16 protein-coding genes are annotated in these 24,834 nt (G+C 70.1%); 8 read left to right on the top strand and 8 right to left on the bottom strand.

What is annotated here, in order from left to right:
* Positions 1-57: 57 nt before the first annotated feature.
* A complete protein-coding gene (locus tag ABZY44_RS26780) occupies positions 58-2,796 on the top strand; it encodes a beta-L-arabinofuranosidase domain-containing protein (protein WP_356658061.1) in 2,739 nt (912 codons plus the stop codon).
* A 28-nt stretch (positions 2,797-2,824) separates the two neighbouring features.
* Here the strand turns inward: ABZY44_RS26780 and ABZY44_RS26775 are convergent, their stop codons facing one another.
* Positions 2,825-3,871 (bottom strand): LacI family DNA-binding transcriptional regulator, encoded by a 1,047-nt coding sequence (locus ABZY44_RS26775; protein WP_356658059.1) that lies wholly within the window; start codon positions 3,869-3,871, stop codon positions 2,825-2,827.
* 288 nt (positions 3,872-4,159) lie between these two features.
* Here ABZY44_RS26775 and ABZY44_RS26770 point away from each other — a divergent pair, with 288 nt between their 5' ends.
* The 4 genes from ABZY44_RS26770 (at position 4,160) to ABZY44_RS26755 (ending at position 9,625) form a co-directional block, all read left to right on the top strand.
* Positions 4,160-5,131 (top strand): glycoside hydrolase family 6 protein, encoded by a 972-nt coding sequence (locus ABZY44_RS26770; RefSeq protein WP_356658057.1) that lies wholly within the window; start codon positions 4,160-4,162, stop codon positions 5,129-5,131.
* A gap of 36 nt (positions 5,132-5,167) precedes the next feature.
* A complete protein-coding gene (locus ABZY44_RS26765) occupies positions 5,168-6,457 on the top strand; it encodes a glycoside hydrolase family 6 protein (RefSeq protein WP_356658055.1) in 1,290 nt (429 codons plus the stop codon).
* A 332-nt stretch (positions 6,458-6,789) separates the two neighbouring features.
* The gene (locus ABZY44_RS26760; protein ID WP_356658053.1) at positions 6,790-8,232 is read left to right on the top strand and encodes an endo-1,4-beta-xylanase; all 1,443 of its coding nucleotides are present in this window, start codon (positions 6,790-6,792) and stop codon (positions 8,230-8,232) included.
* Between the two features lie 97 nt (positions 8,233-8,329).
* Complete coding sequence (locus ABZY44_RS26755; RefSeq protein WP_356658083.1) at positions 8,330-9,625, top strand: RICIN domain-containing protein; 1,296 nt, start codon at positions 8,330-8,332, stop codon at positions 9,623-9,625.
* Positions 9,626-9,773: 148 nt separating this feature from the next.
* On the opposite strand, the gene ABZY44_RS26750 is transcribed toward ABZY44_RS26755, so the two are convergent.
* Together ABZY44_RS26750 and araD are read right to left on the bottom strand one after the other, a co-directional pair.
* The gene (locus ABZY44_RS26750; protein WP_356658051.1) at positions 9,774-12,245 is read right to left on the bottom strand and encodes a glycoside hydrolase family 9 protein; all 2,472 of its coding nucleotides are present in this window, start codon (positions 12,243-12,245) and stop codon (positions 9,774-9,776) included.
* A 442-nt stretch (positions 12,246-12,687) separates the two neighbouring features.
* Positions 12,688-13,425 (bottom strand): L-ribulose-5-phosphate 4-epimerase AraD, encoded by a 738-nt coding sequence (araD, locus tag ABZY44_RS26745; RefSeq protein WP_356658049.1) that lies wholly within the window; start codon positions 13,423-13,425, stop codon positions 12,688-12,690.
* A gap of 338 nt (positions 13,426-13,763) precedes the next feature.
* Between araD and ABZY44_RS26740 the strand changes: the two genes are divergently transcribed.
* Positions 13,764-14,822, top strand: a complete 1,059-nt coding sequence (locus ABZY44_RS26740) for a LacI family DNA-binding transcriptional regulator (protein ID WP_356658047.1) — start codon at positions 13,764-13,766, stop codon at positions 14,820-14,822.
* Between the two features lie 144 nt (positions 14,823-14,966).
* On the opposite strand, the gene ABZY44_RS26735 is transcribed toward ABZY44_RS26740, so the two are convergent.
* The 5 genes from ABZY44_RS26735 to ABZY44_RS26715 form a co-directional block, all read right to left on the bottom strand.
* Complete coding sequence (locus tag ABZY44_RS26735) at positions 14,967-16,007, bottom strand: aldose epimerase family protein (protein WP_356658045.1); 1,041 nt, start codon at positions 16,005-16,007, stop codon at positions 14,967-14,969.
* 190 nt (positions 16,008-16,197) lie between these two features.
* Positions 16,198-17,220, bottom strand: coding sequence for a galactofuranose ABC transporter, permease protein YjfF (yjfF, locus tag ABZY44_RS26730; RefSeq protein WP_356658043.1), 1,023 nt, complete (start codon positions 17,218-17,220; stop codon positions 16,198-16,200).
* On the bottom strand, positions 17,217-18,317 hold the full coding sequence (locus ABZY44_RS26725) for an ABC transporter permease (protein ID WP_356658041.1): 1,101 nt from the start codon (positions 18,315-18,317) through the stop codon (positions 17,217-17,219). The genes yjfF and ABZY44_RS26725 overlap by 4 nt, the downstream gene beginning before the upstream one ends.
* Positions 18,314-19,873 (bottom strand): sugar ABC transporter ATP-binding protein, encoded by a 1,560-nt coding sequence (locus ABZY44_RS26720; protein ID WP_356658039.1) that lies wholly within the window; start codon positions 19,871-19,873, stop codon positions 18,314-18,316. Before ABZY44_RS26720 ends, ABZY44_RS26725 begins: the two co-directional genes overlap by 4 nt.
* 119 nt (positions 19,874-19,992) lie before the next feature.
* Entirely contained in the window at positions 19,993-20,991 is a 999-nt protein-coding gene (locus tag ABZY44_RS26715) for an ABC transporter substrate-binding protein (RefSeq protein WP_356658037.1), read from the bottom strand.
* Positions 20,992-21,488: 497 nt separating this feature from the next.
* Between ABZY44_RS26715 and araB the strand changes: the two genes are divergently transcribed.
* On the top strand, positions 21,489-23,183 hold the full coding sequence (araB, locus tag ABZY44_RS26710) for a ribulokinase (protein WP_356658035.1): 1,695 nt from the start codon (positions 21,489-21,491) through the stop codon (positions 23,181-23,183).
* A gap of 82 nt (positions 23,184-23,265) precedes the next feature.
* The gene (gene araA, locus ABZY44_RS26705; protein ID WP_356658033.1) at positions 23,266-24,777 is read left to right on the top strand and encodes an L-arabinose isomerase; all 1,512 of its coding nucleotides are present in this window, start codon (positions 23,266-23,268) and stop codon (positions 24,775-24,777) included.
* The last annotated feature ends 57 nt before the right edge of the window (positions 24,778-24,834 follow it).

Genomic DNA, 24,834 nt, shown 5'->3' with positions numbered 1-24,834 from the left:
AGCCGCCGGTCGACGCCCAACAGCCCTTGTGTGCGGCGCCCCTATCTCTCACGGACCATGGAGTTCGCCATGCCGGTTCCCCCCTTCAGCCGCCGCGCCATGATCAAGGCGACCGGCGTCGCGGCCGTAGCCGCGGCTGTCGGCCCCGTACTCAACACCCTCTCCGCCACGGCCCAGACGCTCCCGGTCGGTTCCGACGCCGGAGTGTCGGCGTTCCCGTTCGACCTCGGCCAGGTCCAGCTCACCAGCAGCCGCTGGCTCGACAATCAGAACCGCACCCTGGCCTACCTCCGCTTCATCGACGTCGACCGACTGCTGTACAACTTCCGCGCCAACCACCGGCTCTCCACCAACGCCGCGACCCCGACCGGAGGATGGGACGACCCGGCGTTCCCCTTCCGCACCCACGTGCAGGGCCACTTCCTCACGGCATGGGCCCAGGCCTACGCCGCGGTCGGGGACACCACCTGCCGCGACAAGGCCGACCGCATGGTGGCCGAACTCGCCAAGTGCCAGGCCAACAACTCCACGGCGGGCTTCTCCGCCGGCTACCTGTCGGGCTTCCCCGAGGCCGACTTCACCAGCCTCGAATCAGGCACGCTGACCAACGGCAACGTCCCGTACTACTGCATCCACAAGACCATGGCCGGCCTGCTCGACGTATGGCGCCTCATCGGCAACACGCAGGCCCGCGACGTGCTCCTCGCGCTCGCCGGCTGGGTCGACCGGCGCACCGGCGCGCTCAGCCAGAGCAAGATGCAGTCGTTGTTGGGCGTCGAGTTCGGCGGCATGAACGAGGTGCTGGCCGACCTCCACCAGCAGACCGGCGACGCACGCTGGCTGGCCGCCGCCCAGCGCTTCGACCATGCGGCGGTCTTCGACCCCCTCGCCGCGAACCTGGACCGACTGAACGGCCTGCACGCCAACACACAGGTGCCCAAGTGGATCGGTGCCGTGCGCGAGTACAAGGCCACCGGGACGACCCGTTACCGCGACATCGCCGCCAACGCGTGGACGATCTGCACCACCGCGCACACCTACGCCATCGGCGGTAACAGCCAGGCGGAACACTTCCGGGCCCCGAACGCCGTCTCCGGCTTCCTCGTCCCCGACACCTGCGAGCTCTGCAACTCCTACAACATGCTCAAGCTGACCCGGGAACTGTGGCAGCTGGACCCCGGCCGGGCGTCGTACTTCGATTTCTACGAGAAGACGCTGCTCAACCACGTCATCGGCGCCCAGAACCCGGCCGACCCGCACGGACACGTCACCTACTTCACCCCCCTCAACCCGGGCGGCCGCCGCGGCAAGGGCCCGGCGTGGGGCGGCGGCACCTGGAGCACCGACTACGGCACGTTCTGGTGCTGCCAGGGAACGGGCGTCGAGTCCAACACGAAGCTGATGGACTCCGTCTACTTCCACGACGGCAGCACCACCCTCACCGTGAACCTTTTCCTCCCCTCCGTCCTGAACTGGACCCAGCGAGGCATCACCGTCACCCAGACCACCGCCTATCCGGCCGCCGACACCACGGCGCTCAAGGTCACCGGCGGCGCCGGCGGGACCTGGTCGATGCGCATCCGCATCCCCGGATGGACCTCGGGCGCCACCCTCAGCGTCAACGGCGTCGCCCAGAGCGTCACCGCCAGTCCGGGCACCTACGCCACGCTCACCCGGTCCTGGGCCTCCGGCGATACCGTCACCGTGAAACTCCCCATGCGCGTGGCCCTCCAGGCCTCCAACGACAACCCCGGTGTCGCGGCGATCACCTACGGCCCCGCCGTCCTCGCCGGCAACTACGGCAGCACCGCACTGTCCTCCCTCCCGGCCCTGGACCGCTCCTCGATCACCCGCACCAGCGGCACCGCCCTCGCGTTCGCGGCCACCGCCAACGGAACGAAGGTCGAACTCGGCCCGTTCCACGACGCCCAGGGCTTCAACTACACCGTCTACTGGCGGACCGACAGTCCCGGCTTCCGTCTCGTCAACGCGGCCAGCGGACTCGTCCTCGGCATCAGGGACATGTCCACCGCCGACGGGGGCCTCGCTCTCCAGTGGACCGACTCCGGCACCGCCGACCACGACTGGCTCCTCCTCGTCGACGGCACCGCGCTGCGGCTGCGCAACCTCAACAGCGGCAAGGTCCTCGGCGTGAAGGACATGTCCACCGCCGACAACGCCCCGGTCCTCCAGTGGGCCGACACCGGCACCGCCGACCACCGGTGGACCGTCGTCGACGCCGGCAACGGCTACCACAAGCTTCAGAACGTCCACACCGGCAAGCTGCTCGGCATCGAAGGCGGCTCCACCGCCAACGGCGCCGCAGCCGTACAGGTGCCCGACACCGGCGCCCCCGCCAGCCAGTGGCAGTTCGTCCCCGACGGCGCCAGGCGCATCCAGAACGTCGCCAGCGGGCGGGTCCTCGGTGTGCGGGACATGTCCACCGCCGACGGCGGCCTCGCCATCCAGTGGGACGACAGCGGCACCGCCGACCATCTCTGGACGGCCGTCGTCGACACCGGCGGCTACCTGCGTCTGCGCAACTCCCACAGCGGCAAGGTCCTCGCCGTGGAGAACGGCGCCACCGCCAACGGCGCCCGGATCGTCCAGTGGGCGGACAACGGCACCGCCGACCACCGGTGGCGCCTGCGCCACGGCGGCGGCGACGCCTTCAGGATCCAGTGCGCCAACAGCGGCCGCGTCCTCGGCGTCTCCGGCGCCTCCACCGCCCAGGGAGCGCAAACCGTCCTCTGGGACGACAACGGCACCGACGACCACCTGTGGCGATTCATCTGACCCTTACCCTGCCGCAAGCGCCCGCCGGTCAGGCGGGCGCGGGCAGATCGGGCGCGGGCAGATCGGGGGCCGACTCGCGCACGGTCAGGCGGGTCGGGAGGATCAACGGGCTGGGACGGTGTCCTTCGATGGCACTGACCAGCATCCTGGCCATCTCCTGCCCCAGCGCCCGTACCGGCTGATGGACCGTGGTCAGCGGCGGGCTGGTGTGCCGGGCGCTCGCCAGGTCGTTGAAGCCGATCACCGCAACGTCCTCGGGCACCCGCAGCCCCCGTTCCCGCAAGGTGCGCAGAGCGCCGATGGCCATCGCGTCGGAGGCCGCGAACACCGCGTCGGGATCAGGGTGTTCGCGGAGCAGCCGCTCCATCGCCTCGGCGCCGCCCTCCTCGGTGAACTGCCCGGGCTCGACCCCGAGCAGCGGCAGGCCGGACAGGGTCAGACCGTCGGTGAACCCCTGTTCCCGCGCGACGGAGGCCCTGGCGTCCACCTGGCCGGTGACCATGACGGGCCGTCGGCGGCCCGTGCGCGCGAAGTGCTCGGCGGCCAGGCGGGCACCGCCCCGGTTGTCGGCGTCCACGTACCACGTGGGTTCCCCGATGAGCGGGAGTCCGCCGAAGACGACGGGGAGATCGACCTCCTCGACCAGGCGGCCCAGCGGATCGTCGCCCCGCAGCGCCATCAGCATGACGCCGTCGGCCCGGCGGGAGCGCAGCAGCCGCTCGAACCTCTCCCGGCCGCGCGGGGTGTTGGCCAGCAGCAGGATCAGTTCCAGCTCTGTCTGCTCCAGCGCCTCGCTGACGCCGACGATGACCTCCGCGAAGAACGGGTCCGCGAACAGCCCCGGTTCATCGCTGGAGACCGCCAGCACCACCGCTCCGACCCGGCGGGTCGCGAGGGCCTGCGCGGACGGATTGGGCACGAAATCCAGCTCGCGCACCGCCCGTTGGACCGCCTCCCGCTTGGCGCGGCTGACATGCGGGGCGTTGTTGATCACCCGGGAGGCCGCCGTGCGCGACACGCCGGCGCGTGCGGCCACCTCGTCGAGAGTCGGCATGCGCTTGGGTGACGGCTCCATGGAAGAACTGCTCCTCGGGCTCACGCGGACGGCGGAGGGCGGACAGCGACATCGAACAGCGGCCATGATTCCATCACCGCCCCGACTTCGGACCTGCTCACGGATGCCGACCGGGTCTCGATCCGGTAGTGCTTCCAACCAATGACGCCATACCGGCCATGTCGGTACTTCCGTGTTCAACCACTTGACACGCCCCGGCGGCGGCCCCAATCATCCCATCAGCGCGATCCGACCCCACACCCAAACTGGAAGCGCTTCCACTTCCCCACCCCCACCGGAGGAAGAACCATGCGCAAGTCCGTCCGAGCCGCGTCCGCCCTGCTCGCCGGCGCCCTGACCGCCGCTCTCGCCCTGATCGACGCCGGCCCGGCGTACGCCGCCGACCCGACCACCATGACCAGCGGCTTCTACGCCGACCCCGACAACTCCGCCCTTCGGTGGACCAACGCGAACCCCGGCGACGGGCGGGCGGCGGCGATCCGTACGTCCATCGCCAACACCCCGGCGGCCCGCTGGTTCGGCAACTGGAGCGGCGACATCGGCAGCGCCGCCGGCGCCTACGTCGGCCGCGCGGACTCCTACGACAAGTTGCCGATCCTGGTCGCGTACAACATCCCCAACCGGGACATCTGCGCCGGTCAGTCCGGCGGCGGCGCCGGGAGCCGCGCCGCCTACGACGCCTGGATCTCCGCCTTCGCCAGTGGCATCGGCAGCCGCCCGGCCGTCGTCGTCCTCGAACCCGACGCGCTCGGCCACGAGAGCTGCATGACGGCTGCTCAGATCGCCGAGCGCAACGCCATGCTGAAGAACGCGATCGCCCAGTTCAGTGCCAAGGCACCCCACACCTGGGTCTACCTCGACGCCGGGAACCCCGGCTGGATCGGCGCCTCGACCATGGCGCAGCAGCTCGCCGCCGCCGGGGTCAGCGGGGCACGCGGCTTCGTACTGAACGTCTCCAACTACTTCACCACCGACCAGAACACCTCCTACGGCAACGCGGTCAACTCCGCACTGGGCTCCTACGGCTACACCAAGCCGTTCGTCGTCGACACCAGCCGCAACGGCAACGGTTCCAACGGCCAGTGGTGCAACCCCGCCGGCCGCCGGATCGGTACTCCCACCCAGCGCGGCGGCGGCGGCGAGATGCTGCTGTGGATCAAGATCCCCGGCGAGTCCGACGGCAACTGCGGCGTCGGGGCCGGCTCCTCGGCCGGACAGTTCCTGCCGGAGGTCGCCTACAAGATGATCTACGGCTACTGACCCGCCCCCGCTCCCCTCCCTCAGCGAAGGAACCCCGTGCGCATCCCCCTCCACCGATTAGTCCTGGCAGCGAGCGCGCTCACGCTGCTCTTCGGCGCCGTCGCCCCCGCCTCTGCCGGGGCGAGCTCCGCGCCGGCATCCCACACGCTTCCCGCGAACACCCGCTTCTACGTCGATCCCGACAGCGACGCGGCTCACCAGGCCGTCACCGACCTCCTCCACCGGGACTTCGAGGGCGCCAGGTCCATGGCGAAACTGGCCAGTTGGCCGGAGGCCGCCTGGTTCACCGACGGCACTCCGGAGCAGGTCGAGTCCCGCGTACGGGAGCTGGTGCGCCGGGCCGAGCGAACCCGGACGGTTCCCGTCCTGGTGGCCTACGACATCCCGCTGCGCGATTGCTCCCAGTACTCCTCCGGCGGTGCGCAGTCGGACGCCGAGTACCAGGCCTGGATCAGCGCCTTCGCACGGGGGATCGGCCGCAGCAAGGCCGTCGTCATCCTCGAACCGGACGGGCTGGCCAACCTCCCCTCCGACTGCGGGCCCGGCAGCGACCCCACCGGCGCGATCACCGCAGGACGCTTCGCCGACCTCAACCACGCGATCGACGCCCTGGAGCGGCAGCCGAACAGCGTCGTCTACCTGGACGCCGGCAACAGCCACTGGCGCAGCGTCGGCGACGCCGCGGGGCGCCTCCTCCAGGCAGGTGTCACCCGCACCCAGGGCTTCTCGCTGAACGTCTCCAACTACCTGGCCACCGATCTGTCCACCCACTACGGCACCTGGGTCTCCCAGTGCCTGTGGTTCGCCACCAAGGGCCCGGACTGGGCCAAGGGGCACCCCGACTGGTGCGCGAGCCAGTACTACTCCCCCGCGGCACCGAACGACGGGCAGCCGGGAAGCTCCGTGAACGTGGACGACCCGTCCACCTGGCACTGGACCGACCTGTGGTTCCAGCAGAACGTGGGCACCCCGCCCGCGCAGGAGCTCACCCACCTCGTCGTGGACACCAGCCGAGACGGCCGGGGCGCCTGGACCCCGCCCGCGGGCAAGTACAGCGGCGATCCGCAAACCTGGTGCAACGCTCCCGGGCGCGGCATCGGCGCCCGGCCGACAGCGAACTCCCGCGTCCCGCTCGTGGACGCCTACCTGTGGATCAAGACCGTCGGCCAGTCCGACGGCCAGTGCAACCGCAGCATCCCGGGCGGCACCATCGACCCGGAGTACGGCGTCGTCGATCCCGCGGCCGGTGCGTGGTGGCCGGATCAGGCCAAGTCCCTCGTCCTCAACGCCGACCCGGCACTGGAGTTCAACACGGTCCTGCGCTGACCGGAGATCCGAACTGAAGGAAATAGCCGTTGTAGAGCGATCCTCATCGAAATATTTTCGATGAGGATCGCGCCGTGAAAAGCGGCTATTGGGCTATTCAGAGGCGTCGAATTCTCGAAACCCTTTCGAAAGTCTTGACATGTTTCGGCGGTGTTTCCAGACTGAGGCCCGAGGCGATACCCCCCGTCTGTGCCCGAGTGCCGGGTGTCGGCCTTGAATCGTTACGCCCTGACGGTGAGCGTCCTTTTGTCAATGGACGCGGGCATCGTTCACGCGGATTCACTCTGCCGCGCTTCAACCCCTTCCGTGATTTCTGTCCTGGAGGCTCTTTCATGGGCTCGAATGCCATTCCCCCGTCCACCGTCCGCCGGAAGATCGGAATTCTCCGCACGGCGCTGGTCGCCGGCGTCCTCGGTTCGGCCGCCATACTGGTGGCTCCGCTGGCCTCACAGGCCGCCGAGAGCACCCTCGGCGGCGCGGCGGCGCAGAGCGGCCGCTACTTCGGCACCGCCGTCGCCTCGGGCAGGCTGGGCGACTCGGCGTACACGACGATCGCGGGCCGCGAGTTCAACATGGTGACGCCCGAGAACGAGATGAAGATCGACGCCACCGAACCCCAGCAGGGCCAGTTCAACTTCGCCGCCGGTGACCGCGTCTACAACTGGGCGGTGCAGAACGGCAAGCAGGTACGCGGCCACACCCTGGCCTGGTACTCCCAGCAGCCCGGCTGGATGCAGAACCTCGGCGGCAGCGCGCTGCGCCAGGCGATGACCAACCACATCAACGGCGTGATGGCCCACTACAAGGGCAAGATCGTCCAGTGGGACGTCGTGAACGAGGCCTTCGCCGACGGCAGTTCGGGAGCCCGGCGCGACTCCAACCTGCAGCGCACCGGCAACGACTGGATCGAGGTCGCCTTCCGCACCGCGCGCGCCGCCGACCCTGCCGCCAAGCTCTGCTACAACGACTACAACGTCGAGAACTGGACCTGGGCCAAGACCCAGGCCATGTACAACATGGTCCGGGACTTCAAGCAGCGCGGCGTGCCGATCGACTGCGTCGGCTTCCAGTCCCACTTCAACAACGACAGCCCGTACAACAGCAATTTCCGCACCACCCTGCAGAGCTTCGCCGCCCTCGGCGTCGACGTTGCCGTCACCGAACTCGACATTCAGGGCGCCTCGGCCACGACGTACGCCAACGTGACCAACGACTGCCTGGCCGTCCCGCGCTGCCTCGGGATCACCGTCTGGGGTGTGCGCGACACCGACTCCTGGCGGTCGGAGCAGTCGCCTCTGCTGTTCGACGGCAACGGCAACAAGAAGCCGGCCTACACTTCCGTGCTGGGCGCACTCAACGCCGGTTCCTCCAACCCCACTCCGACCCCCACGCCCGGTTCCGGACAGGTCAAGGGCGTCGGTTCGGGCCGCTGCCTGGACGTGCCCGGTGCCAGCACGGCCGACGGCACCCAGCTCAACCTGTGGGACTGCAACAACCGCACCAACCAGCAGTGGTCGTACACCGCCTCCGGCGAGCTCAAGGTCTACGGCAACAAGTGCCTGGACGCCGCCGGCACCGCCAACGGCACCAAGGTCCAGATCTACAGCTGCTGGGGCGGCGACAACCAGAAGTGGCGCCTGAACTCCGACGGATCCATCGTAGGAGTCCAGTCCGGCCTCTGCCTGGACGCGGCCGGAACCGGCACCGCCAACGGCACCCTGATCCAGCTCTACTCCTGCTCGGGCGGCAGCAACCAGCGCTGGACCCGCACCTGACGACCCGGCACGGCGAAAGGGTGAACCGATGAAGTCCTACGGTGCGGCTTCCCCCGCCCCTCCACGAAGGCCCCGCTGGTGGTCCCGGTTGGCCGCCGTGGTGGCGGCGACGCTCGCGATCGGCACGCTCTTCGCGGTGAACCCGGCGCCCGCCGAGGCGGCCACGGTGGACGGCACTGCCTGGTACGTCCTGGTCAATCGCAACAGCGGCAAGGCGCTGGACGTCTACGGCGCGTCCACCGCCGACGGCGCGCGGGTCGGTCAGTGGACGCGCAACGACGGAGCCAACCAGCAGTGGCAGTTCGTGGACTCCGGCGGCGGCTTCTACCGGCTCAGGGCCCGGCATTCGGGCAAGGTCCTCGACGTGGCCGGCGCCTCGACCGCCGACGGTGCCGCGATCGCGCAGCGGGCCGACGGCAACGGGGCCAACCAGCAATTCCGGCTGGCCGACTCCGACGGGGGCCACGTCCGGCTGATCAACCGCAACAGCGGCAAGGCCGTCGAGGTGCAGGGCGCCTCCACCGCCGACGGCGGCAATGTCGTCCAGTACAGCGACTGGGGCGGCGCCAACCAGCAATGGCAGATGGTCAAGCTGTCGTCCGGCGGCGGATGCGGCAGCGCCCCGACGCTGGCGAGCGGTACGCACACCATTCAGAGCGGCGGCAAGAGCCGCAGCTTCATCCTCAGGGTTCCCGACAACTACTCCAGCAGCCAGCCCTACCGGCTGATCTTCGCGTTCCACTGGCGGGGCGGAACCGCCGGCGACGTCGCCTCGGGCGGAACGAGCGGGAAGGCCTGGTCCTACTACGGCCAACAGGAACAATCCGACAACAGCGCGATCCTCGTCGCCCCCCAGGGCCTCGACAACGGCTGGGCTAATCCGGGCGGTGAGGACGTCACCTTCGTCGACGACATGATCCGGCGGATCGAGGGCGGTCTCTGCGTCAACACGGCGCAGCGTTTCGCCACCGGTTTCAGCTGGGGCGGCGGGATGAGCTACGCACTCGCATGCACCCGGGCGAACGTCTTCAGGGCTGTCGCGGTCATCTCCGGCGGCGAGATCAGCGGGTGCAGCGGCGGCGCGCAGCCCATCGCCTACTTCGGAATCCACGGCGTCAGCGACTCCGTCCTCAACATCGCGCAAGGACGGTCCCTGCGCGACAGGTTCGTCAGCAACAACGGCTGCACCTCCCAGAGCCCGCGCGAGCCCGCGCCGGGCAGCCGGACGCACATCACCACCACCTACTCGGGCTGCCGTGCCGGGTACCCGGTCCAATGGGCCGCGTTCGACGGAGGCCACTTGCCCGGTCCGGTCGACGGCTCCTCCAACGAGAGCGGCGTCACGACCTGGACCAAGGGAGAGATCTGGAGGTTCTTCGCACAGTTCCAGTGACACGCCCGCAGCTTGGAGTGGAGCCAGGATGATCCTGGCTCCACTCCGTCGTCCCTCTCAGATCGAAGGACGGAAGAGCTCTCTCAGGAAAGCACCCCATGCCTTCGGACTGGTCGCTGCCGGCGAACAGAGCGTGGAGACGGCCGCGTCAGGAGCAGGGTGCACCGTTGAGCGTGTAGCGCGCCGGGATCGCGTTGGTACCCGAGTACGTCGCCTGGAAACCAAAGCTCACGCTGCCGCCGGGCGCCAGCGTGCCGTTCCACCCGGAGTCCCGGGCGGTAGCCGTGCTGCCCGACTGGCTGACCGTGGCGTTCCAGGCGTTGCTGATCCGCTGATCACCCGCGAAGCTCCAGCCGAGGGTCCACCCGGAGATCGCCGACGTTCCGGTGTTCCTCACGGTCACCGTCGCCGTGAAGCCGTTGCCCCAGGCGTTGTCGATCCTGTACGCCACCGTGCAGGAGGCCGCCGGCGCGTCGTCGTCCGCCTCCGTCGCCGTGAAACTCGCCGGCTGCACGCCAGGACCACCGACCGTGAAAGTCGCGCTGCCCGAGGACGCGTCGGCATCCTGCGCGGCGAAGACAGAAACCTGCTGCACCGTCGCCCAGTCGGCTGGGGTGAACACCAGGGTCGCGGCCGCCGACAGGTCCTGGTCGCCGGAGCTCCGGGCCACCGACACCGTCACGTTCTGCGCGGGCGCGGCCGAGAGCCGCATGCCCACCTGCGCCGAACCGCCCTCCGGGACCGTCACGGCCGCCGGTGCCACCTGGACCACGGGCACGGCGGGGGCGCCGCGCCGCTCAGCCGCGAAAGCCGCCAGCCAGGCCAGCGAGGCGTTCCAGTTGATGGCCACCTCATTGGTGGAGTACGAGCCGATGTCGTCCACGTAGCACGCCGCCGGTGCGCAGCCCGCGAGCTTCTCCTTGGCGACAGGGTCCTCCAGCCCCGCGTTCGGACCGCCCGCGAAGGAACCGGCCGGCGGGTGCGGCAGCGAGGCGTCGTTCTGGTGCGCCCAGAACCGGTGGTGCTGGTTCGCGGAGTAGCGATCGCCGTAGCCGGTGACGTAGGACAGGTCGAGCGCGTTGCGGCCGAGCAGGTAGTCCAGGGACTCCAACGCTGCGGAGCGGTAGCGTTGTTGACCGGTGAGCTCGTAGGCGACGGCCAGCACCATCGCGTTGTTGGTGACCGAGCTGTTGGAGCCCCACACGTATCCGGTTGCCGGGAGCGGCACCGCGTAGCCCTGTCCGGCCATGGTGGACAGGTGGGCATCGGCAGCCGCGGTCAGCAGGCCTCGCAGCCGGGCCGTGTCGTCGGCGGGCAGGGCCACGCCGGGGACGGTGGCGAGGGTGATGCGCCCGAGCGTCGCGGTGCCGCCCCACCAGAACGCGTCGACAGGCTTGGCGTGGTGCGGGGAGGAGGTGACGGCGTCCCGGTACTGGGACTCGCCCGTGGTGGCCAGGAGTTCCGCCGCCGCCCAGTAGAACTCGTCCGAGACGTCGGCATCCTCGTAGGCACCGCCGCCGGTGTTGTCGGTCGCCAGGGCGAGCACGTTCGGGTTGGCCTTGGCGGCCGTCCAGGCGCGGCGGGCCGCGTCCAGGCAGCGCGCGGAGAACGCGGAGTCGTACGGCGCGTACACCCGAGCACACTGCGCGGCGGAGGCTGCCAGGTTCAGCGTCGCGGCGGTCGAGGGCTTGTGCAACTCGCGCTGCTCGGAATCGAGTTCGGGCCGGGTCGGCAGGGCAGTCCACTTGGCGTCATGCATCTTGTGGAATGCCATTCCGGCCATCGACTTCCCTGCCGGGACCTGCATCCGCAGCAGGAACTCCAGCTCCCAGCGGGCCTCGTCCAAGACGTCCGGCGTCCCGTTGCCACGCTCCGGCACCCTTAGCGTCGCGTCGCCGAGCGCCGCGTCGCCGCCCGAACGGCGGGCCCGCTCGAACGAGTTGACCATCTCCCAGACGGAAATGCCGCCGTTGACCACGTACTTGCCCTGGTCGCCCGCGTCGTACCAGCCGCCCCGCACGTCCAGTTGGTAGTCGCACACCCCGGCCTGGCAGGGGACGCCGGTGTCCCCCTTGTTCGGGGCGACGCCGAGGTGCCCGGCGGGGCGGGCGTACGCGCTGCCGCCCGCCAGGGCGGCGTCGATCGCGATGCCGCTGCGCTGCTGGTAGAAGAACGACATGCTGTCGGCGCGCAGTCCGTCGTACAGCGACGCGGAGATGTCGAAGGGGTGGCTGGTCTGGCCGTCGACGACCAGGGTGAAGCCGGTGCCGGTGCCGGTGTACGCGCCGAAGTCCACCAGGTGCGTGGACTGGCCCGACGCCTGGTCGGCGCCGCGCACCGCGGTGGCGCCCGAGGCGGCCACCGTGCCGGAGGCGTCGCGCAGTTGCCAGGCGAGCGGGGCGGTCGCGGAGCTGGCCACGGTGGCCCGCTTGGGGCCGTCGGGCAGGTAGCCGAGCTGGTTGACCCGGACGGACGTGTCGGCCGCGGCGGTCACGGTGGCGGCAGCCGCGACCGGGACGGTCAGGGCGGTCGCGGACAGGCCGCCGACGGCCAGCGCGAGGCCGGCGAGTACAGCGGCCGCGCGACGTGGCACGCCGCGAGCGGAGGTGACAGGAGGCACGGTGAAGCCTTCCTCGGTGGGTGGGGACTCAAAGTGGGAGCGCTCCCAATCAAGCCAGGCACCTGACAGGCACGTCAAGCCGCCTGCTGGAAGCGGTAGTTGACTGATCTTCATCCGAGAACAGGCCGACCACCACCACAGCTTCGGCGCACGTTGAACCGGTGGCGCGAAATCATCGGCCGGCTCCCGGGCAAGTTCGCGCCCCGGCACAGGGCCGACGCAGGTGACGCGGCCCGCGCCGCTGGGGCGGGTGGCGAGGGCGGTCCGGTGACCGTAGTGCGGTGGTCACCGCATCGGCGGCCGTGAGGCCGTCCACCCCGCGCGTCAAGGTCACGCACTGCGGGCGACAGTACTGCGCGGTGACCGGACGCCCCTCCCCCACGGGCGCCGCAGGCGCCGGCAGCCCGCCGCAGTTCGCCGGGTCGCCAGACGGTGCGCGGCTTCAGACGCCCGGGGCATGAGGGACGTTGCCGTAATAGGCGTCCGGTCCGTGCTTACGCGTGAAGTGCCGCTCCAGCAGGTGCTTCGGCGGTTCCGAGGCTTCCCCGAGGCGGGCCCCCAGCGCCAGCGTGTGCAGCGCCATCTCCGCCACGGCCTCGCAGACGATGGCGTTCTCCAGCGCCGCCTTCGCGGTGGCACCCCAGGTGAAGGGTCCGTGTCGTGAGACGAGCGCTCCGGGGACCTCATCGGCCCGCCGGGGGTCGCCGTCGAGCCGGGCAACGATCACCTGTCCGGTGTTGTACTCGTAGTCCCGCGCGCACTGCGCGGCGGTGAGGTCCTCCGTCACGGGGACGGGGCCGTTGAAGGTGTCGGCGTGCGTCGTGCCGAGTACGGGGATCGGGCGGCGCGCCTGGGCGAAGGCGACGGCGTGCGTCGAGTGCGTGTGGGTGACGCCGCCGATGGAGGGGAAGGCCCGGTAGAGGCACCGATGGGTTTCGGTGTCGGTGGACGGCCTGAGGTGTCCCTCGACGACCCGCCCGTCCTCCAGTGCCACCACCACCAGGTCCTCCTCGGTGAGGTCGGCGTAGGAGACCCCGGACGGCTTGATGACGAAGACGCCGGCGCCTCGGTCCACTCCGCTGACGTTTCCCCAGGTGAGGGTGGCCAGGCCGGCCTCCGGGATGCGCAGGTTGGCCGCGAGGACCTCGCGACGGAGGTCCTTGAGGAAGGTCTCGCTCACTGCGCTCTCACCGTCTCTCCGGCATGCGCGGCGTTTCTCCCCGACCGGTATCCGGCAGGGCCCGCGGTCGCGCATGAGTGGGCTGGACTGATCGGGGGGCGCAGCAGGCATCGCGGCTCGCCTGCCTCAGCCACCCTGATGAGATTGTGAGCGCTAACAAGCAGATATCTCAAGAGCTTACGAGAAATTTTCTCCCCACAACATGCGATCAACGCTGCATAATGTGAACGCAAACATCTACACCTGGTCGACAATCTTCCGGTCGGTCCGAGACGTGTGCGGGCCGCGGCTGATTCGGTACCTTGAGGGAAGGCCGCTCGATGAGGAAAGGAAGAGAGTTGACCCAGCTCCCAGACGTCTCGCGAGCGCCCACGATGACGGACGTCGCGCGCGTCGCCGGCGTGTCCCATCAGACCGTTTCGCGGGTGCTCAGCGACCACCCGAACGTCAGCGCCAAGACCCGGGCCACGGTGACACAGGTCATCGAGCAGCTGGGCTACCGCCGCAACTCGGCGGCCCGGGCCCTGGCCACCCGCCGGACCCACACGCTGGGCGTCATCGCGGTGAACACCACTCTGCACGGGCCCGCCAGCACCGTGGCGGGAGTGCAGGAGGCGGCTCGGGACCGCGGCTACCTGACGTCCGCCGTCACGCTTCGCACCGCCACGCAGACAGCCCTCGCCGAGGCCATGCAGCACCTCGCCGGGTGGGGCGTCGAGGGGATCGTCGCCGTCACCCCGCAACGCGCCACGGTGCGCGCCCTGGCGGCATTGGAAGCACCGTGCCCGGTGGTCACCGTGGAAGGCGGCCACACCCTCGACCTGCCGGGGGTGTCGCTGGACCAGAACCTCGGCGCCCGCATGATCACGGAGCATCTCCTCGCGTCGGGCCACGCCACCGTGTGGCATGTGGCGGGGCCCCCCGACTGGCTCGAGAGCGAGGCCCGCACACAGGGGTGGGAGGACGCGCTGCGCGATGCCGGCGCCGAGGCGCCGCCCGTACTGCGCGGCGACTGGAGTCCGCTGTCGGGATACCAGGCCGGCCAGCAGCTGGCGGGGCGGGTCATGGCGTCACGAGGGCAGGGAGCCGGCCTCACCGCGGTGTTCGTCGCCAACGACCAGATGGCCCTCGGTGTCCTACGGGCCTTGCGGGAAGCGGGCCTGCGCACGCCCGAGGACGTGGCGGTCGCCGGCTTCGACGACATCCCCGAGGCGGAGTTCTTCCCGCCCCCGCTGACGACGATCCGCCAGGACTTCGCCTCGCTCGGCCGCGACAGCATCGGGCTGCTCCTGGACCACATCGAGGGCAGGACCGACGAGTCGACCCACGTGGTGGTGGCGCCCGAGCTCATCGTGCGCGCCAGCACGGCCCGCAGGATCGCTCCCCCCGGCGAATGACCCCCACCTGCCCGACTGTTGGCCCCTCCCGCAGGGGGGCGGGACCCGAGGCACCTCGTACGGGGGTAGCCGGCGGCACGCACGAAAGCCGCTGTCCGGTGCCCCCGCGGCACCGGACAGCGGTTACGGCCGGCGCCGCCCCTCTCAGACGGTGACCGTGGTGAAACTGTGGATCGTGGTCGACCGGTACAGCTCACCCGGGCGCAGGACGACCGTCGGGTAGTCGGGGCGGTTCGGGGAGTCCGGGAAGTGCTGGGTCTCCAGCGCGACCCCCGCGTATGCGTGGTACGGCCTGCCCGCCTTGCCCGAGATGTCACCGGTCAGGCCCTGGGCGGTGTAGACCTGGATGCCCGGCTCCGTGGTGAGCACGTCCATGCGGCGCCCGGATGCCGGGGCGTACAACATGGCGGCCTTCCGAGGACGGGCCCGCCGGGCGCCGTCGAGGACCCAGTTGTGGTCGAATCCGCCGCCGGCGAGCGCCAGCTGCGGATCCGTATGGGTCAGGACGTCGGAGAGCCGCCGGTGCCTGCGGAGATCGAACGGGGTGTCGCTGACCGGGCGGTGGGGGCCGTCGGGGATCAGCTCGGCGTCGACGGGGGTGTAGAGAGGGGCCGCGACCTGGAGGTGGTGGGCCAGGACGTTGCCGCGCCCCTCCCCCTCGAGGTTCCAGTAGGCATGGTTGGTGAGGTTGACGATCGTCGGCGCGTCGGCGACCGCCTGGTACGACATGGTCAGGTTGTCGTCGCGGTCCAGCGTGTACGTGAGGCGGACGTTCAGGGCGCCGGGGAATCCCTGATCCCCGTCGGGGCTGTGCAGGAACAGGCGGACACCGGTGCGGTGCGCCGAGTGGAAGGGTTCGCACCGCCACAGGCGCTGGTCGAACCCCTCGGGGCCGCCGTGCAGCGTGTGCCCGGTCTCCTGGGTGGCGAGCCGGTGGGTGACGCCGTCGACGACGAGCCGGCCGCGCGCGACGCGGTTGGCGTAACGGCCCACCGTCGCACCGAAGTAGCGTGCGGAGCCCTCGCAGGCGGCGGGGTCGCGGGCCGCGAGCACCACGTCGGCGGTGTGGCCCCAGCGGTCCGGCAGGATCAGGGAACGGAGGCGGGCGCCGCGCGTGTGCACCTCCGCGCGGGCCCGGCCGGGGAATCCGAACCGCCATCTCTCCCCCGTTCCCTCGTCGGCCATGCGCAGGGGACGTCCCGTCCGCGGACAGGCGGGAGCCTGCCCGGGGTCAGTGGCCTGGTCGGTAGGTTCATATGCGTGTTCCATGGCGGTGTTCCCTGGAAGTCGGTCCGTCGGAGGGTATGCCGGGAAGCAAGGTGAATCGCGGCACTCGAACGCTGCGGCAGGGGCTGACGGGCAGAGCGGCCGGGCGTCAGCCCGCGGCGGGGCGGCGGCCGCTCATCAGGCGTTGCAGCACGATGAACACGAGCAGCAGGGCGCCGATGACGATCCGGGTCCACCAGGAGCTGAGCGTGCCCTGGAAGTTGACCAGCGTCTGGATCGTGCCGAGGACCAGCACGCCGAGGGCGGTACCCAGGACGAAGCCGGAACCTCCGGTCAGCAGCGTGCCGCCGATCACGGTGGCGGCGATGGCGTCGAGTTCCATGCCCATGGCGTGGAGGGCGTAGCCGGAGAGCATGTAGAAGGTCAGCAGCAGGCCGCCGAGTGCGGAACACAGGCCGCTGACGGCGTACACGGCGATCTTGGTGGAACCCGTCGGAAGACCCATGAGGCGTGCGGAGGACTCATTGCCGCCCAGCGCGTACACGTTGCGGCCGAAGCGCGTGTGGTGCAGTACGACGAAGGCGATCACCAGCACGGCGAGGGCGATGACCACCGGGATCGAGACGAACAGTCCTCCCGGGCCGTACAAGCGGGTCTGCGCGATTCCGGCCGTGGTGGGGTCGCTGATCGTGATGGATTCGGTGCTGATGGTGTAGCAGAGCCCGCGGGCGAGGAACATGCCGGCCAGGGTGACGATGAACGGCTGGATCTCGAAGGTGTGGATGATCCAGCCCATGAGCGTCCCGCTCGCGGCACCGACGAGCAGGACCAGTGGAACGACGGTGGCCAGGGGCCAGCCGTGCGACTCGACCAGCCAGGCCGTGAGCATGGTCGACAGGGCCACCATGGAGCCGACGGACAGATCGATGCCGCCGGTGAGGATGACGAAGGTCGCCCCGACCGCGACGACCAGGAGGAATCCGTTGTCGATCAGCAGGTTCAGTACGACTTGCGCGGAGAGGAAGCCCTCGTAGCGCACCGATCCGACGCTGAACATGACGGCCAGCAGGACGGCCGTGACGATCAGGGGGATACGGGTGCGGGTGCGCGGGGACACGGTCGCGAAGGGGCGGGTGAGGTGCGCGGCGACGCTCGCGATGCCGGTACTCATGCGCGTACCTCCTGCTGCTGCGGGGTGGCGCCCGCCGTGGTGTGGGATCGGGGAGTGGCCGCCCCGCGGCGGCGCAGGACCTTGGACCGGAAGACCGGGGACTGCACGAGGCAGACGACGATGACGACGAACGCCTTGAAGACGAGGGTGGTCTCGGGTGGGACGCCGAGGGTGTAGACGGTGGTGGACAGGGTCTGGATGATCAGGGCGCCCAGGACGGTGCCGCCGAGGGAGAAGCGTCCTCCGGTCAGTGCGGTGCCGCCGACGACGACGGCGAGGATCGCGTCGAGCTCGATCCACAGGCCGGCGTTGTTGCCGTCGGCGCTGGAGACGTTGGAGCTGATCATCAGCCCGGCGACGGCGGCGCACAGCGCGCTGAAGACGTAGACCAGGGCGAGCAGACCGCCGGCCCGGATGCCGACCAGGCGGCTGGCGGCGGGGTTGCCGCCGACGGACTCGATCAGCATGCCGAGTGCGCTGCGGCGGGTGACGAAGGCGGTGAGCGCGACGAGGGCGGCTGCCAGGAGGACGGCGAAGGGGAAGGTCAGCCAGTAGCCGCCTCCGATCATCTTGTAGGGGGCGCTGGTCACCGTGATGATCTGGCCGTCCGTGATCAGCTGGGCGACGCCGCGGCCCGCGACCATGAGGATCAAGGTGGCCACGATGGGCTGCACCCCCAGCCCGGACACCAGGAAGCCGTTGGCCAGGCCCAGCACGAGTGCGACACCGAGTGCGAGGGCGACGGCCGTGAGCATGGTGGCGACACTGCCCGGACGCGTTGCGGTGGAGATGTGCCCGCAGGCGAGGGCGCCGGCGATGGCGACGGTGGAACCCACGGAGAGGTCGATGCCACGGGTGGCGATGACCAAGGTCATGCCGAGCGCCACCAGGATGAGGGGCGCACCGAACTGGAGGATGTCGATGAGGCTGCCGTAGAGGTGGCCGTCGCGTACGCGGACGGAGAAGAAGTCGTGGTGGAACGCGAGGTTGCCGAGGAGCAGGGCGAGCAGGATGAGCGCGGGCCACAGCAGGCGGTGGCCGGCCAGCCGTCTCCCGATTGCGGCGGCCGCCTCGGACTTGGCGGGCTGGGTGGTCATGAGTCCGTTCCGGTGGCGATGGTCGTGAGGAGGCGTTCGGGCGTGACGGTGTCGTCGTTCGCCAGGGTGGCCACCATGCGGTGGTCGCGGAGCACGGCGATGCGGTGGCTCAGGCGCAGGACCTCTTCGAGTTCCGCCGAGATGAACAGCACGGCGGTGCCTTCGCCCGCCAGGCGGGCCACGAGTTTCTGGATCTCCGCCTTGGCCCCGATGTCGATGCCCCGGGTGGGTTCGTCGAGGATCAGGAGCCGGGGTGCGGTCAGAAGCCAGCGCGCGAGGAGGACCTTCTGCTGGTTGCCTCCGCTGAGGTGGCGTACCTGCGCTTCGGGGTCGGCGGGGCGGATGTCCAGGGCTTCGATCCAGTGCCGTGCCAGTTCGTCCTGTTTCGCACGGGCCAGCGGCCTGGTCCAGCCGCGGGCGGCCTGCAGGGCGAGGATGATGTTCTCGCGGACCGTGAGCTCCCCCACCAGTCCCTCGGACTTGCGGTTCTCGGAGCAGAACGCGATGCCCCGGGCGATGGCGTGGCGGGGGGTGCGCAGGAGTACCTTCCTGCCCTCGATGCTCACTTCTCCGGCGTCCGCGCTGTCCGCGCCGAACAGCAGGCGCGCCACCTCGGTGCGGCCCGAGCCCAGGAGGCCGGCCAGTCCGATGACCTCGCCGGCGTGGATGTCGAGGTCGTACGGTTCGATCGAGCCCGTGCGGGTCAGCTGCCGTGCCTGGAGGAACGGCTCGCTGGCCGCCCGTTCGGCGGCTTCCTCGTGGGCACGGCCGGACAACTGGTCGAGGGTGGCCAGTTCTCCGCCGATCATGCGCTGCACCAGCGTCACCGGAGTGAGTTCACCGATGGGGTACTCGCCTTCCAGCCGGCCGTTGCGCAGGATGGTGACGCGGTCGCAGAGATCGAATACCTGGTCGAGGAAGTGCGTGACGAACAGGATGGCCACACCGCGGTCCCGCAGGCGCCGCACCAGGGTGAACAGCTGGGCGACCTCCTCCCGGTCCAGGCTGGAGGTGGGTTCGTCCAGCACGAGCACCTTCGCCGAGACGTCCACCGCCCGGACGATGGCGACCAGCTGCTGCACCGCCAGGGAGTGCGAGTCGAGCAGACTGGTGACGTCCAGGTCGAGGTCCAGTTCCGTCAGCAGCTCTGCCGCCCGCTGCCGCATCGCGGACCAGTGGATGAGACCGAACCGGCGCGGTTCGCGCCCGATGAGGATGTTCTCCGCGACCGAGATGTTCGGGCAGAGGTTCACCTCCTGGTAGACGGTGCTGATTCCGGCCTGCTGCGCCTGCAGGGGGTCCGCGAACGCGTGGGGCTGGCCGTCGACGACGATGGTGCCGCCGTCGGCGCCGTGGACACCGGTGAGCACCTTGATCAAGGTGGACTTCCCGGCGCCGTTCTCGCCCATCAGGGCGTGCACCTCACCGGGGAAGAGCCGCAGGGCGACTCCGTCGAGGGCGAGCACACCCGGGAACTGCTTGCGGATGTCGTGGGCTTCCAGGACCGGCCGCGGGCCGCCGATGCCCGTGGGCGGCGGGGTGGACGGAGATGCCATCCGCCCTCCTCTCATGTGTGGGGTGGTGGAGCGGGCCCCGGTGCCAGGCGTCGCGGGCCGCGCGAGATCCGAAGGAGACGGGGCGGAGCGGGCCTCCTGCGGCACCGGAACCTGCCGCGTCAGTAGTTCCGGGACGGCAGGGCGGCCGCGGCCTTGTCCTGCGGGAAGACGCCCTCCTGGGTCTCGACCCGGGTCGGCACGCTCTCCCCCGCCACGACCTTCTTGGCCAGCTCCATCAGCTGGTCCCCGAGCAGCGGGTTGCACTCCACCACGACGTTGATCTTGCCCTCGGTCATCGCGACGAAAGCGTCCTTGACTCCGTCCACCGAGATCACCTTGATGTCCGTACCGGGCTTCTTGCCGGACTCCTCGATGGCCTGGATGGCGCCGAGTGCCATGTCGTCGTTGTGGGCGTAGAGGACGTCGATGTCCTTCTGGGACTTCAGGAACGCCTGCATGACTTCCTTGCCCTTGGCGCGGGTGAAGTCGCCCGACTGCGAGGCAACGATCTTGAACTTGCCGTCGGTGCGGATGACGTCGGCGAAGCCGGCCTTGCGGTCGTTGGCGGGTGCGGAGCCTGTGGTGCCCTGGAGCTCGACGATGTTGACCGGGCCCTGCTCGTTCGCGTAAGCGCTGGTCAGCCACTCCCCCGCCGACTTGCCCTCCTTGACGAAGTCCGAGCCCAGGAAGGTCTTGTAGAGGGAGGTGTCCTTGGTGTCCACGGCGCGGTCGGTCAGGATGACCGGGATGCCCGCGTCCTTGGCCTCCTTCAGCACCGTGTCCCAGCCGGACTCCACGACCGGCGAGAAGGCGATCACGTCGACCTTCTGCTGGATGAAGGTGCGGATCGCCTTGATCTGGTTCTCCTGCTTCTGCTGCGCGTCGGAGAACTTGAGTTCGATCCCGGCCTTCTTCGCCGCCTCCTGGACGGACTTGGTGTTGGCGGTACGCCAACCGCTCTCGGCGCCGACCTGGGCGAAGCCCATGGTGATCGCGCCGCCGGAGTCCGCCTTGGCCCCGGAGGCCGGGCCGGAGGCGGGGCCCTCGGTCGAGCAGGCGGTCAACGCCGAGGAGGCGAGAAGGGCGGCGGTGAGGACGAGGGCTGCTCTGCGAGCCATGACGGGTGTCCTTTCGGGGTGTACGGAAGAGGCTCCGCACGGCCGGTGCCGGGCCGTGCCCGTGGTCAGGGGCATGGCGGGGCCGGGGGGCGGGGGGGACGGGAGCGGGATGCCCTTGAGGGGGCCGTCGCATTGTGAGCGCTAACAAGCCTGGTTCTCAACCCCTTTGCGCACGTTACCTGTCCGTTACCGTGTCACGTGGGGCAACGAGGCGGACTCCATACGTTCACGAGACCGTCGACCCAGCCGCCCGGATCGGAGACCTCAACCCGCGTCGGATCAACGGCATATGGAGGCGAAGCCCCGCATACGGCGGCCGTCGCGTCGAGGGGATCCCCCCACATGATCCACCGCAGACCTCTTGCCTATCGACATTGTTAGCGCTCACACTGCAAGGCATCGGGCCCTTCGCCGTCCGCCAGGACGGTCGGGACGGCATCTCCGTCCGCCGGGCGCGCCCGCGTGCCCGCCCCACGGCTCCTTCGAAAGGCACTCTGTTGACGTCACCCCCTCCCCTCGCGCCCACCCCTCCTTCCGAGGAATCGGAGCAGTACACGGTCGGCGTCGACTTCGGCACGCTGTCGGGCCGCGCCGTGGTGGTGCGGGTTCGCGACGGTCAGGAGCTGGCCGCGGCGGTCCACGCCTACCGACACGGCGTCATCGACCGGCACCTGCCGCACGGCGGTGCGCAACTGCCTCCGGACTGGGCCCTGCAACACCCCCAGGACTGGCGGGACGTACTGCGTCACGCCGTCCCGGAGGCCGTGGCGGCGGCCGGGATCGATCCCGCCGCGGTGATCGGCATCGCCACCGATTTCACCGCGTGCACCGTCCTGCCCGCGCTGGCCGACGGGACTCCCCTCGCCGAGACCGAGCTCGCCGGACGGCCGCACGCGTGGCCCAAGCTGTGGAAGCACCACGCGGCCCAGTCGCATGCCGACCGCATCAACGAACTCGCCCACGCCCGCGGGGAGAAGTGGATCTCCCGCTACGGCGGCCGGATCTCCGCCGAGTGGCAGTTCGCGAAGGCCCTCCAGGTCCTGGAGGAGGATCCGGTCGTCTACGAGACCTGCGCGCGGTGGATCGAGGCCGCCGACTGGATCGTGTGGCAGCTCACCGGAACCGAGTCCCGCAACGCCTGCACCGCCGGATACAAGGGCATCCACCAGGACGGCGCCTACCCGAGCGAGGAGTACCTGGCCGCGCTGAACCCCCGGTTCGCCGACTTCGCACGCACCCGCCTCGAATTCCCCCTCTCCGCGCTGGGCTCACGAGTGGGCTCGCTCAGTACCGAGGCGGCAGCGTGGACAGGACTGCGCCCCGGCATCGCCGTGGCCGCGGGCAACGTCGACGCCCATGTCACCGCAGCGGCGGCCCAGGCCGTCGAGGACGGTCAACTGCTCGCCATCATGGGAACCTCCACCTGCCACGTCGTGAACGCCCCCGTCCTCGCCGACGTCCCCGGCATCTGCGGTGTCGTGGGCGGGGGGATCGTCGAGGGAACCTACGGCTACGAGGCCGGCCAGAGCGCGGTCGGCGACATCTTCGCCTGGGTACTGGACCAAGGCGTCCCGTCGGACTACCTCACCGAGGCCGCCGACCGCGGCGAGGACCTGCACACCCTGCTGACCCGGAAAGCCGCCCGACAGCCGGTCGGCGGACACGGACTGGTCGCCCTCGACTGGCTGAACGGCAACCGCTCGGTCCTCGTCGACCACCACCTCTCCGGAGTCATCGTGGGTCTCACCCTCGCGACCCGCCCCGAGGACGTCTACCGCGCGCTGCTCGAAGCCACCGCGTTCGGCACCCGCGTCATCGTGGAGGCCCTGGAAGCAGGCGGCGTACCGGTGCACGAGTTCATCGTCGCCGGCGGACTGGCCAAGAACCCACTGCTGATGCAGATCTACTCCGATGTGCTGCGCCGGCCCGTTTCCCTGGCCGCGTCCGACCAAGGCCCCGCCCTTGGGTCGGCCATCCACGCCGCCGTGGCCGCGGGCGCGCACACCGACGTGCGAACGGCCACCGCGGCCATGGGCCGCCGACTGCCTGCCGTGTACACGCCCGACACCTCCCGGGCCGACGCCTACGACGCCCTCTTCGCCGAGTACCGGCTCCTGCACGACCACTTCGGTACCGGTGGCCTGCTGCACCGCCTGAGGAGAATCCGCGACACGACCCGCACAGCGGACTGACCCCGCCCCCCTGTTCTTTCCCGTTTCCCCACCCGCCCGCCGCCCTCACCACCGTTGCGGGACGTCACCTTCAGGAGACCATGTGCCCAGCCAAACATCCCCGGCCCAGGAAATCTGGTTCCTCACCGGCAGCCAAGGCCTGTACGGGGAGGAGACGCTGAAGCAGGTCGCCGACCAGTCGCGGCAGATTGCCGCCGCGCTGGCCGACGCCTCCGGGATTCCCGCACGCGTGGCGTGGAAGCCGGTACTGACCGACGCCGACGCCATCCGCCGAGTGTGCCTCGATGCGAACGCCGACGACCGGTGCATCGGGCTCATCGCCTGGATGCACACCTTCTCGCCGGCCAAGATGTGGATCGCCGGACTGGACGCACTGCGCAAGCCGTTGCTGCACCTCCACACCCAGTCGAACGTGGCCCTGCCCTGGGACACCATTGACATGGACTTCATGAACCTCAACCAAGCCGCCCACGGAGACCGCGAGTTCGGACACATCCAGACCCGCCTCGGCGTGCCCCGCAAGACCGTGGCCGGCCACGTCACCGATCCGGTGACGATCGCACGCGTCGCGATCTGGGCGCGGGCGGCCGCCGCACGATCCGAACTGGCCACCCTCAAGGTCGCCCGCTTCGGCGACAACATGCGCGACGTGGCCGTCACCGAGGGCGACAAGGTCGAGGCCCAGCTGCGCTTCGGCGTCTCCGTCAACACCTACGGCGTCAACGACCTGGTGGAGGTCGTCGACGGCGCGGACGAGACCGGAGTGGCTGACCTCGTCGAGGAGTACACCGATCTGTACGACCTGGTGCCGGAACTGCGACCGGGCGGCGAACGGCACGACGCGCTGCGTTACGCGGCCCGCATCGAAGCCGGCCTGCGCACCTTCCTCGAAACGGGCGGCTTCGGGGCCTTCACCACCAACTTCGAGGACCTGGGCGGACTGCGCCAGCTGCCCGGCCTCGCCGTCCAGCGGCTCATGGCCCAGGGGTACGGCTTCGGAGGAGAAGGCGACTGGAAGACCGCCGTCCTGCTGCGCGCCCTCAAGGTGGCCGCCAGCGGCCTTCCGGGCGGCACCTCCTTCATGGAGGACTACACCTACGACATGACACCCGGCAACGAGCTCATCCTCGGCGCACACATGCTGGAAGTCTGTCCCACCATCGCGGCCGCCAGGCCCAGCTGCGAGATCCACCCCCTGGGCATCGGCGGGCGGGAGGATCCGGTGCGCCTGGTGTTCGACGCGGCCCCCGGCCCGGCCGTGGTGGTCGGGCTCGCCGACCTCGGCGACCGCTTCCGCCTGATCGCCAATGACATCGACGTGGTGGCACCCCCTCACCCGCTGCCCGCCCTGCCCGTTGCCCGCGCGGTCTGGCGTCCCCGCCCCGACCTGCGGACCTCCACCGAATCCTGGCTGACGGCCGGAGGACCGCACCATACCGTCCTCACCACCGCCCTCACGTCCGACCATCTCGACGACCTGGCGGAGATGCTCCGTCTGGAACTCGCCCTCATCGACGAGACCACCACACCGAGGCAGTTCCGACGCGATCTCCGCTGGAACCAGGCGTACCACCGACTGGCACTGGGACTGTGAACAGGTGGTGACCGGAGCGGCCCCCCGCCCCCAGAGGGGGGGGGGGGGGGGGCGCGC

Origin of the sequence: Streptomyces sp. NPDC006544 (assembly GCF_040611715.1) — a bacterium.
In the GTDB taxonomy this organism is placed as follows: domain Bacteria; phylum Actinomycetota; class Actinomycetes; order Streptomycetales; family Streptomycetaceae; genus Streptomyces.
This window is presented reverse-complemented; position numbering and strand designations above follow the sequence as displayed.

Bases quoted from the DNA above. Each gene is read 5' to 3' on its own strand.
- ABZY44_RS26780 (WP_356658061.1), top strand. From the start codon at position 58: ATGGAGTTCGCCATGCCGGTTCCCCCCTTCAGCCGCCGCGCCATGATC.
- ABZY44_RS26775 (WP_356658059.1), bottom strand. From the start codon at position 3,871: ATGGAGCCGTCACCCAAGCGCATGCCGACTCTCGACGAGGTGGCCGCA.
- ABZY44_RS26770 (WP_356658057.1), top strand. From the start codon at position 4,160: ATGCGCAAGTCCGTCCGAGCCGCGTCCGCCCTGCTCGCCGGCGCCCTG.
- ABZY44_RS26760 (WP_356658053.1), top strand. From the start codon at position 6,790: ATGGGCTCGAATGCCATTCCCCCGTCCACCGTCCGCCGGAAGATCGGA.
- ABZY44_RS26735 (WP_356658045.1), bottom strand. From the start codon at position 16,007: ATGGCCGACGAGGGAACGGGGGAGAGATGGCGGTTCGGATTCCCCGGC.
- yjfF (WP_356658043.1), bottom strand. From the start codon at position 17,220: ATGAGTACCGGCATCGCGAGCGTCGCCGCGCACCTCACCCGCCCCTTC.
- ABZY44_RS26725 (WP_356658041.1), bottom strand. From the start codon at position 18,317: ATGACCACCCAGCCCGCCAAGTCCGAGGCGGCCGCCGCAATCGGGAGA.
- ABZY44_RS26720 (WP_356658039.1), bottom strand. From the start codon at position 19,873: ATGGCATCTCCGTCCACCCCGCCGCCCACGGGCATCGGCGGCCCGCGG.
- ABZY44_RS26715 (WP_356658037.1), bottom strand. From the start codon at position 20,991: ATGGCTCGCAGAGCAGCCCTCGTCCTCACCGCCGCCCTTCTCGCCTCC.